This window comes from Microcoleus sp. S13_B4, from assembly GCF_036700885.1.
GTDB lineage: Bacteria > Cyanobacteriota > Cyanobacteriia > Cyanobacteriales > Microcoleaceae > Microcoleus.
In genome coordinates, this window is the sequence record NZ_JAUBPU010000104.1 from 1 (window position 1) to 9,667 (window position 9,667).

Genomic DNA, 9,667 nt, shown 5'->3' on the forward strand with positions numbered 1-9,667 from the left:
CTATCTTTAGTTGAGTTTGAATATATCGATCGCTTCTGTTCTTAGTTTGCGATCGATTATTCAGCAAACCCTACATAGAGCACCGTGGCTCCCGCTTGCTCCAAGATACATTGAACTAATTCTAAATTGTCTACTTCGTCATCAACTGCCAGGATACATAATCTAGCCAAGGGTGAAGTGTGAGCATTGAGTGATAGATTGTCCTTGCCATCATTGTTTGCATCATTGCTTCTGGCTAATAAGGGAAGTGTGACAGTAAATGTTGCTCCCTGTCCTTCTCCAAAACTTTCGGCTTTGACAGTTCCACCATGTAGCTCAACGACGTGACGCACGATCGCTAATCCCAGCCCTAACCCACCAAATGTTCTCGTAATACTGCTATCGGCTTGCCGAAATGTGTCAAAGACATAGGGAATAAATTCTGGCTTAATCCCTTTCCCTGTATCCCTAACTTGAATTTGTGCACAGGAATCAATCGTTTTTAGCTCAACTTCAACTCTACCTCCAGTTGGGGTGAACTTAATGGCATTGGTGAGCAAATTCCAGACAACCTGTTGCAATCTGGTAGCATCTCCTAACACATCATTTACATTTGGTTCGAGCTGAGTTTGAATTTGAATGTCCTTCGCTTCGGCGGCTAAACTAACTGTTTCGATCGCAGCTTTAATAGTTGTTTTCAAATTAAGAGGAGTAGAGTTCAAACTCAGTTTGCCTTGCAGAATGCGAGAAATATCCAGCAAATCCTCAATCAGTTGAACTTGCAACTGGGTATTGCGCTCAATCGTTTCCAGAGCTAGCGCCGTCTTGCCAGAATTCAGGGTTCCCCTTCGCAGCAGTCGAGTCCAACCCAGAATCGGATTCAACGGAGTTCGCAATTCGTGCGACAAGACAGCTAAGAACTCATCTTTAATTCGGTTAGCTGCTTCTGCTTGTGTCCGTGCTTGCGATTCAGACTCGTAGAGCCGTGCTCGGTCGATCGACTGCGCTGACTGCTGTGCCAGCGCCAAAACGAAAGCGCGATCGCTCTCACAAAGCTGGGGAACTGTGGAAAAACTGAGCGATAGCCCACCAACGGCTTGTCCTTCAATCAACAATGGCACTGAAATCCAGGCTTCTGAACCAACCTTGGCATAAGCTTGGGCTAAATCAGGATAACGGGCAATGCGGTTTTCGATGGTTTCTACCCAAACAGGTTGCCCACTTCGCACGGCTTCTGCCAGAGGATAGGGTGCATGAATCGAAAAACTGCGCTGAAATTCTCCTACGTGCTCATAGCCGATCGCTTGAATAATCTCCAGTTCGCTTGCATCCTGGTTTAATACCGCAACCAAACCACAACTTGCTCCCAGTGCGGACATTCCCTGTTCAATAATCACCTGAGCCACTTGAGCCGAGGTTAGCGATTCAGACAAAGCTGTCATCACCGCCAGCAGTCGAGCCGTCCGGTTAGCAGCGAGTTCGGCGGCTAATTTCGCTTGTTGTGTTTCATTATAGAGACGAGCATTATCAATGGCGATCGCTGCTCGCTGAGCCAAATCTTCAGCCAAGGGAATGTCTTCCAGGCGATAGCGGCGATCGGATTCAGTAAACACAAACGTAATGCTACCCAAAACGCGCCCGCGTGCCTGTAGCGGTGCAATGATGCAGGACTTTAACCCAACTCCACGTAAGATTTCCAGGTATTCACCATTCGGCACTGTGGCAACTAACTGTTCATCTTTAATCTCAATCCCAATTTCAACCTGTCCTGTTTGCATGACTTTAGCAATGCCATACCCATCATCGAGATGTCTGGGAAAGCGTTGAGCCAACTCCCAGCCAAACTGGATTTTTTCGGGATCGGAATGAGCCACTGCAACACGACCGATAGTGCGATCGTCATTCACCAGATCCACACTACACCAATCTGCAAAATAAGGAACTGCCAGCTTTGCAACGCTTTGGAGAGTTTGTTCATACTCCAGCGAAGAGGAAAGGACAGCACTTGCTTCCGCTAAAAATGTTGATTTTTCCTGAGAAACCTCTGCTACGGCACGGGCTGCCTGTTCTTGAACAAGCTGTACTCGTTCTTCTTCGGTTTGTTTGCGCTCAGTAATGTCGCTTAAAGCAGCAATGACCTTAATAATTTGCCCTTCTTCGTCAAACAAAGGGGAAGCATTGATCGAAAGCATTGTGCGGGTTCCATCGGCATGATTAATAGCGTGTTCAATGCCATAAATCGGCTCACTTGTTTGCATCACCCGCACAAACGGCAGTTCTTCTTCTGGGAAAGAATGACCATCCAGGCTGGTAATGAACCAAGATGGATCGTTGTAGCCTCGCTCTACAATTTCGCTGCGAGTTAATCTTAAAATCCTCTCGGCTGCCTTATTTGCGGCAATAATCTGTCCCGTAGAATCTAGAATGGCGATGCCATCAGGAATAGTTTGGAAGATGCTCGATAATTGTGCTTCACGTTCGCGCAGAGCAATTTCTGCCTGCTTGCGCTTTGTGATGTCGTGCATGACGACAACTGCACCCTGTTTTTCCCCGTTTGGAGCTATAATTGCCTGTCCATTTGTTAACAGGGTTCGCGCAGTTCCCTGCTGCGGAACAATCATCATTTCTACATCACGAACATTCTGTCCTTGCAATGCCTGGAACAGCGGAATATCCTCTGTATTCATGCGTGTTTTGCCATCGGGCAAATACAAGTCATAATATTGGGCCCATCGACCGGGTGGGACTGGCTGCTGAGGTAATCCATGAAAATCTTTAGCGGCTTGGTTAAATACTGTCAATATGCCATCGGCATCGCAAGCCACAATGCCAGCTTGAACGTTGTTTAGAATTGCTTTCAAAAAGTCCTGTTCTTTCTGAAGAGTAGCTTCCACCTGCTGCGACTTGGCGATTTCGGCTTTCAATTGTTGCTCGGCTGGAGATGTTTCAGTTGTGTCTTGGAAGTAAATGAGTAAGTCTTCTTTACTCTTGATGAGGCGAATTTTTAACCATTTGTTGAGCGAGGGGTAGTGTTCTTCAAACTCAATTACAGTTTGCGTGGCGCTCGATCGATGACAATACTTATATAGTTCCGAGGTAGGATCGACCGAAAATAGTGTCTCTATATTTTTGCCGATTAGGTGTTGCCGCTTTCTGTTTAAAAGCTGCTCTGCTTTAGGGTTGACATAGGTACACTGCCACTCTGAATTAATAGAAATGAATGCCTCAGCCATGCAATCTACGATCGCCGCAAATCGTGCTTCGAGTGCTTGGCAGTCCGTACATAGCTCTTGAGGAAAATTTACAGTAAGCTCTTCTCGATCATTCAAGGAGTGTGTACGTTCTACATTCATTGCGGTTAGTCCTGCCTATTTACCTATTATGCCAGTTATTGTTAGGGAATCAAGATATAATATGCCCAAAACCTAAGTCATTCAGTGTTTAAGCACACGGGCGATCGCCACTCATGGGACAGCACCGCTAAAAATTCGTCTTGAATCTGGTTAGCGGCTTCTGCTTGGGCCAGTGCAAGGCGATCGGCTTCTCACAGTGGTTCTGTTTTTTGTTCTGCTTGCTTGCGCTTTGTTCACGGATGGAGATGGTGTCTACAAGAATCAAGCTAGAGTTTCTTTAACAGCGAACTCATGCAAACTAGGCAACTGCTCAGCAACAGCCTCGACGAAACGTGGCGACTGTACTAAATCTCTGGCCTAGACATATTCTGTCATTGCTGATTGAGAATGCCAAATCTACCAGTTTGGTTGTAGAAACAACAAAACCCGCCCCCAAAGCGGGTTTTAGCTATGGACAGAAAGGGACTCTAACAAGTGACCCCTACAATGGCATTTTAGTGCTCTAATCAACTGAGCTATGTGTCCCCGATCGCTTATCCACCGTTAAAAATTTGCTTAGCGGTCAAATTTAACTCGGGAAACACCGCTGATTCAATTCTTTCCTCTCCCCGAAACAGCTTAATTTGATACTCACCATCTACTAACTGATAAACCGATAAAGTAGGCTGTTTCGGATAACCAATATAACGGCTACCCCCTAAACCCAAATAATCTACAATCCAATATTCAGGAATGCCTAATGCTTCATAATCAATCATTTTATGTGCATAAGGATCGCGCCAATTTGTGCTGACAACTTCAATAACTAATTTAACCGAATTTCCCTGAGTAATAACTGATTCTCTTTCCCATCGAGACTCATTGGCTTCTACGGCTTGTTTATCTAATACAATCACATCTGGATCGTAGCCCGAGTTATCTTTAAATTTAATTGTACATTCCTTGGGAATAAAATAAGGAAGTTGTAATCGCCTGATTTCTAAACCCAATTCGATCGCCTGAAAACCCGCACTCGCTGAATGTTTACCAGTTGGATTTGGCATTTCAACCATAACTCCGTTATGTAATTCATAGCGTCCGTTTTCTGGTTTCCCTTCCAGAAATTCATCAAAACTCATTAACTTCGATATCGCTTGAGTCATGGTAAAGTCTCCAATGCTCTAATATCATTTGATTATGATTCAGTAGGGTGCGTCAAATTTTTAAGTTAATTATCTAACTAATAGGTTAATTGTCTAGCGAAAGACCAAACTCTCGGTAGGAGGGCAAACCTAAAACCCTTGATTTATAAATGATTGAAATTCATGGACACAACTGGACTCGAACCAGTGACCCCTACGATGTCAACGTAGTGCTCTAACCAACTGAGCTATGCGTCCTCACGAATTCCTAATGTAGCAGAACATACGATCGCCTGTCAAGCATAAATATGAGATTTTTTAAGCGGGCACTCTTGACATCGCCCCTAATGCCCACTCCCGCGCCAAATCTTCACAGTTCGATCGCCCGCACCGCTAGCCAAACTCCCCCCATCAGCACTAAACGCCACCGACAAAACCTCCCCCCCGTGGCCCGTCAGAATTTCCAGCAAACCCCCCGTACCCGCATCCCACAAATAAATCGTGCCATCCCGACTCCCCGTCGCCAAAACCCGACCATCGGGACTCAACGCCACACACAACACATCCCCAGAATTGTCCCTCATACTCTGCAACAGCGTTCCACGCCCCTGTGCATCCACCCGCCACAGCTTCGCCGTACCATCCCGACTCCCCGTCGCCAAAACAGATCCCCCTCCAGCCCCGCCTTGAGAAGGGGGGGAGATAGAGGAACTCGCAGCAAAAACGATCGCCCGCACCCAATCCCCGTGCTCAGCCAGAGTGCAAATCGATCGACCTTTTTGCCAATCCCATAACTGCACAGTCTTGTCCCGACTGCCACTCGCCAAAAACTCCCCGCCAGCACTAAAAGCCACCGCCTCCACCCCGCCAGCGTGACCAGTCAAAGCCGACATCCGCCTTCCCTTATTCAAATTCCACAACTGCACAGTTTTGTCCCGACTGCCGCTAGCCAAAACCTGACCATCCCGACTGAAGGCCACAGCAGAAACCCTGTCAGAATGACCAGCCAAAGCGTACCACCACTTACCCTTATTCAAATCCCAAATATGAATCATTTTGTCCCGGCCGCCACTAGCCAAACTCGCGCCATCAGGACTAAACGCCACACAAGTCACCCAGTCAGAATGACCCGTAAGAGTGTACCACCGCTTACCCGTGTCCAACTTCCACATCTCAATCGTCTTGTCCTCACTGCCGCTAGCTAAAGTCGCGCCATCAGGACTGAAAGCTACCGACGTGACGGCATTAGAATGCCCTACCAGAGTATGAACACACCTCCAAGTAGGCGCGCGTGCGGGCACAACCCGCTGCATTGGTGGCACAGGTATAATTGTGCCTGCAAGCGTTGGCGGCACTGCATTCTGCACCACCGCCGTCCTCTGCTGCACGGAAATTTTAGGCGCGGGTAGGGGTGGTGCCTCCGTGCCCGCCCCCGCCGACTGCTGCGGCTGCAAATCTTTCAATACCTCAGCTACAGATTTGTAGCGCCGACTGAGACTCGATTCGATCATTTTGTCGAGGATTCGACTTAATTTCGGATCAATTTGAACCTTCAAAAAGTCTCGCCAAACCCAAACATCTTGATTGATATCAAACAACTCAAAAGGAGATATTTGAGTTAGCAAATAAATGCAAGTTACTCCCAAACTATACAAATCACTGGCATAAACCGCTTGACCTCTAATTTGTTCCGGCGCGACGAATTCGGGAGAACCGATAACTGTACCAGTTTCTCTCAAACCCTCTACAACTTTTGCAGCGCCAAAATCAACTAAAACTAATTCCCCGGTTAATGTTGGGTAAGTATAAATGATGGGAGTTTGAGAAATGCGACGCCGGATAATATTGGGTGGTTTAATATCTCGGTGAATTACACTGCGATCGTGCACGAACTGCAATACTGGCAATAAATCCTTCAGCAGACTGAGAATCTGACTTTCGCTGAAAGGCCCAGTCCGCGCCAACTCTTCTTGTAAATTCTGACCTTCTATAAATTCTTGTACTAAATACTGATAGCGTTCCTGCTGAAAGTGCGCCAGCAGTTCGGGAATTTGCGGGTGTTTCCCCAATTCGTCCAGCCGCACCGCTTCTCGGTTGAATAATTCTGCTGCTTTCTCGCTGCTGCTGGTACCTTGGGATAGGGGGAAAAACTGTTTAATTGCACAGCGCGGTTTCGAGGGTTTGTCTTCGTCTATTGCTAGAAAAGTGCGGCCAAAACCGCCGCGCCCGAGGGGTTTTATGGCGCGGTAACGCTCTCTCAGCAACAGTTTGGAGCCACAATTCAGGCAGAATTGGGTACGATCGGCATTTTGCGGGTTTGGACAGGCGGGGTTTAGGCAGTAACTCATAACTGAACCGAGAAGGAATCCGCAGCACATCTCTATGATACTGAGGCAAAAGGGCGATCGACTCTCACGTTACAATTATAATCCTGGATGCACGGGCGCCCAGAAACCGGGTTTTTAACCAAAATATTTGCTTAAAACTTTCAATCTCGGTTCAAAAACCCGGTTTCTTTGTTCGGGTGCATAAGTCCTCAATTAGAAATTAAAGGACTGAAGTCCTTACTACAAACTGGCTAGTAGTTATGACTTTAGTCCTCATAATTTAAGAAGTCGCTTTCACTTCCAGAGCATACTCTTTAAACCTTTCCAAGTCAGCCATAAGAGTCGATTCAACTACTCGCGCTAGAAATGAATTGTCCATCAATTTTGCCAGCCAGCCGGGAACTCCATAAGCTACCGTCAATTTGACAATACTGCTGTTTTTGCGATCGTAAAATCTGATCGCACCCCGATTTGGCAAACCGTCTACCGATTCCCACTGAATTATCTGATTCGGCACTACTTTGAGAATCCGAGAAAGCCAGCTAAATTCTAACCCGCCAGTTGCGAGTTTCCAGCGCGACAATTCCGGGTTGTCTTCGAGAATGCGAACTGATTCGATCCACTTCATCCAGCGCGGCATTTGCTCTAAGTCTGACCAGAGTTGCCACGCTAATTCGATGGGAACTGCTACTTCTACTTGGACACTGTGTTCTAACCAATCAGTCATGCGATTTTAGATTTTAGATTTTAGATTTTAGATTGTGGATTTCTCGTTACTAGGCTCTGCCTGGTAACGCATTTCTAGAGGCTCTGCCTCGCATTTTCTGTCTAAATATCTGGAGGCGGAGCCTCCTGATAGGCATTCCCAGGCAGAGCCTGGGAACGAGAAAAGGGGGGTTAGGGGGGATCGAGAGGACTAATGACTAATGACTGTAAGCTTCGAGAATTGCCTTAGCCGCTTGATGGCCTGAAAGTGTCGCTCCTTCCATACTATCAATGTAGTCTTGCTGAGTGTAACTTCCTGCTAGGAAGAAATTGGCGATCGGAGTTTTTTGAGCAGGGCGGAAAACATCCATTCCCGGTGCTTCGCGATACAAAGATTGAGCGAGCTTAACTACGCTGTACCAAGTCATGTTTAATTCCCGCGCTGAGGGGAATAAATCCTGAACTTGCTTAAGTACGTGTTGGGCGATCGCCTCATTGCTTTGTTTAATAAACGGATCTCCCGGTGTCAGCACCAACTGGAGCAGCGATCCTTGTCCTTCTTTATAATAATCCTTGGGACTTGCCAGCGCTAGGTCTGCAAAACACGAAAAGTCTGCATCTGCTGAATACAGCAAATTATCGATTCCTACAGCATGGCTCAACTGTTTGCGCTTGGCTTCGTCTTCCAGTTCCGTTACCCAACCGTCGAACCGCAATTGTACTGTAGCAACTGGCACCGCATCTAACTTATAAATGTTGTCAAACTCTGACCATTTGCGCCAAGCTGGGGGCAATATTTTCTGAATTCCAGGCACATCTAATGCAAACACATAAGCATCGGCGGTAATAGTTTCTTCCGTTTCGCCGCTAGCTATTGCCAAACCAGTTACGTGAGTTTCTGCACCTTCTTGAAACTGAATTTCTCGAACTCGGCGCCGCGTGTGGATTTTCGTTCCTTTGCTTTCCAAATATTCCACAATTGGTTTGTGCAAATATTCGTTGGGAGAACCGGCCAGCATCCGCATGACAGAGGCTTCGGTTTTTGATGCAAAGAATTGAAATATTGTCAACATACACCGGGCAGAAATATTTTCAGTGTCGATAAAACCCAGTGCGTAGGCGATCGGATTCCACATTCTTTTGAGCGAGTTTTGGTTGCCACCTTGACTGCGAAACCAGTCAGCAAAGCTAACTTTATCCAAATCGCGGATAGTTTTCATTGCCCCGTCAAAGTCTATCAAACCTCGGACGATCGGGCTAGTTCCCAGGGCGATCGCATTTTGAATTTTGTCTTGTACGGATAGCTGAGATGTCGTGAAAAATGCCTTCAATCCGTGCAAAGGAGCACCCACGGGAAAGCGAAAATCTAAAGAACCGGTTTCGCCCCCTCGATTGATAAAAGTGTGGACGTGTTCTTTGAGGAGCAAATCGTCAAAAGCTCCCACTTTTTTCATCAGGGCAAATAAGTTATAATAGCAGCCGAAGAAGACGTGCAAACCCATTTCAACGTGATTGCCGTCGGGATCTACCCAACTGCCGACTTTGCCGCCGACAAAGGGGCGGGATTCAAAAATTTCTACTTCGTGGCCGGCATCCACTAAATCGACTGCTGTGGTCATTCCAGCCAGTCCCGCACCTGCGATCGCAACCCGCATTTTACCTATCCTTTACAGTATTTTTACAAATTGTAACAAAATTTAGAATATCAGAAATATTATTAAAGTTCGTAAATGCCGATCGACACTTGTATAGCCCTCTGAATTCTTGCTAGGACATCGGCACTAAGTTGACCGTAAGGGCCTTGTTCCAGATAAGTCTTTTGGACAGTTATAATTTGCTCGCAGACAGCCAGCGAGTCAGATTCTAAACCTCCTTCACCAGCAGGAATCAAAACCCGAGTCGGAGTTTCGCCCCCTCTCAAATCGCTAGTAAAAGGGACAATCAGTACAGTACGGCTCAATTCATTCCGGCTATCTATGGAAACGACAGCAACAGGACGCTTTTTGGTATCTCCGATCTTTCGCAAAGCTCTAACAAGATAAACTTCGCCTTGTCGCGGATAAGCTTCTGTCATTGTCTCAAAGACCTTCCTCTATTAAAATTTCGTAAGGATTCAGGTCTGAAGAATGGGAATGAGCTCAGGCATAGCCAAGTCACAAGAATGGGCAGAAATAGCCTCACG

At 46.7% G+C, this 9,667-nt stretch carries 6 protein-coding genes and 1 tRNA gene; all 7 read right to left on the reverse strand.

What is annotated here, in order from left to right; translation table 11 throughout:
• Window positions 1-56 precede the first annotated feature (56 nt).
• The 7 genes from QT994_RS26835 to QT994_RS26865 all read right to left on the reverse strand — a co-directional run bounded on the left by QT994_RS26835 (window position 57) and on the right by QT994_RS26865 (window position 9,559).
• Window positions 57-3,332 (reverse strand): PAS domain S-box protein, encoded by a 3,276-nt coding sequence (locus tag QT994_RS26835; RefSeq protein ID WP_333180038.1) that lies wholly within the window; start codon window positions 3,330-3,332, stop codon window positions 57-59.
• Window positions 3,333-3,865: 533 nt separating this feature from the next.
• Complete coding sequence (locus QT994_RS26840) at window positions 3,866-4,474, reverse strand: Uma2 family endonuclease (RefSeq protein WP_333180040.1); 609 nt, start codon at window positions 4,472-4,474, stop codon at window positions 3,866-3,868.
• A gap of 163 nt (window positions 4,475-4,637) precedes the next feature.
• A tRNA-Val gene (locus QT994_RS26845) sits at window positions 4,638-4,711 on the reverse strand.
• A gap of 86 nt (window positions 4,712-4,797) precedes the next feature.
• On the reverse strand, window positions 4,798-6,801 hold the full coding sequence (locus QT994_RS26850) for a serine/threonine-protein kinase (protein WP_333180043.1): 2,004 nt from the start codon (window positions 6,799-6,801) through the stop codon (window positions 4,798-4,800).
• Between the two features lie 259 nt (window positions 6,802-7,060).
• Window positions 7,061-7,507 carry an SRPBCC family protein gene (locus QT994_RS26855; RefSeq protein WP_333180045.1) on the reverse strand — a complete coding sequence of 149 codons (447 nt, stop codon included), beginning with the start codon at window positions 7,505-7,507 and terminating at the stop codon, window positions 7,061-7,063.
• A 196-nt stretch (window positions 7,508-7,703) separates the two neighbouring features.
• Window positions 7,704-9,140 carry a 9,9'-di-cis-zeta-carotene desaturase gene (gene zds / locus QT994_RS26860; RefSeq protein WP_333160537.1) on the reverse strand — a complete coding sequence of 479 codons (1,437 nt, stop codon included), beginning with the start codon at window positions 9,138-9,140 and terminating at the stop codon, window positions 7,704-7,706.
• Window positions 9,141-9,202: 62 nt separating this feature from the next.
• Window positions 9,203-9,559 carry a type II toxin-antitoxin system PemK/MazF family toxin gene (locus QT994_RS26865; RefSeq protein WP_333180048.1) on the reverse strand — a complete coding sequence of 119 codons (357 nt, stop codon included), beginning with the start codon at window positions 9,557-9,559 and terminating at the stop codon, window positions 9,203-9,205.
• Between the last annotated feature and the right edge of the window lie 108 nt (window positions 9,560-9,667).

Bases quoted from the DNA above. Each gene is read 5' to 3' on its own strand.
- QT994_RS26835 (WP_333180038.1), bottom strand. From the start codon at position 3,332: ATGAATGTAGAACGTACACACTCCTTGAATGATCGAGAAGAGCTTACT.
- zds (WP_333160537.1), bottom strand. From the start codon at position 9,140: ATGCGGGTTGCGATCGCAGGTGCGGGACTGGCTGGAATGACCACAGCA.
- QT994_RS26865 (WP_333180048.1), bottom strand. From the start codon at position 9,559: ATGACAGAAGCTTATCCGCGACAAGGCGAAGTTTATCTTGTTAGAGCT.
- QT994_RS26855 (WP_333180045.1), bottom strand. From the start codon at position 7,507: ATGACTGATTGGTTAGAACACAGTGTCCAAGTAGAAGTAGCAGTTCCC.
- QT994_RS26840 (WP_333180040.1), bottom strand. From the start codon at position 4,474: ATGACTCAAGCGATATCGAAGTTAATGAGTTTTGATGAATTTCTGGAA.
- QT994_RS26850 (WP_333180043.1), bottom strand. From the start codon at position 6,801: ATGAGTTACTGCCTAAACCCCGCCTGTCCAAACCCGCAAAATGCCGAT.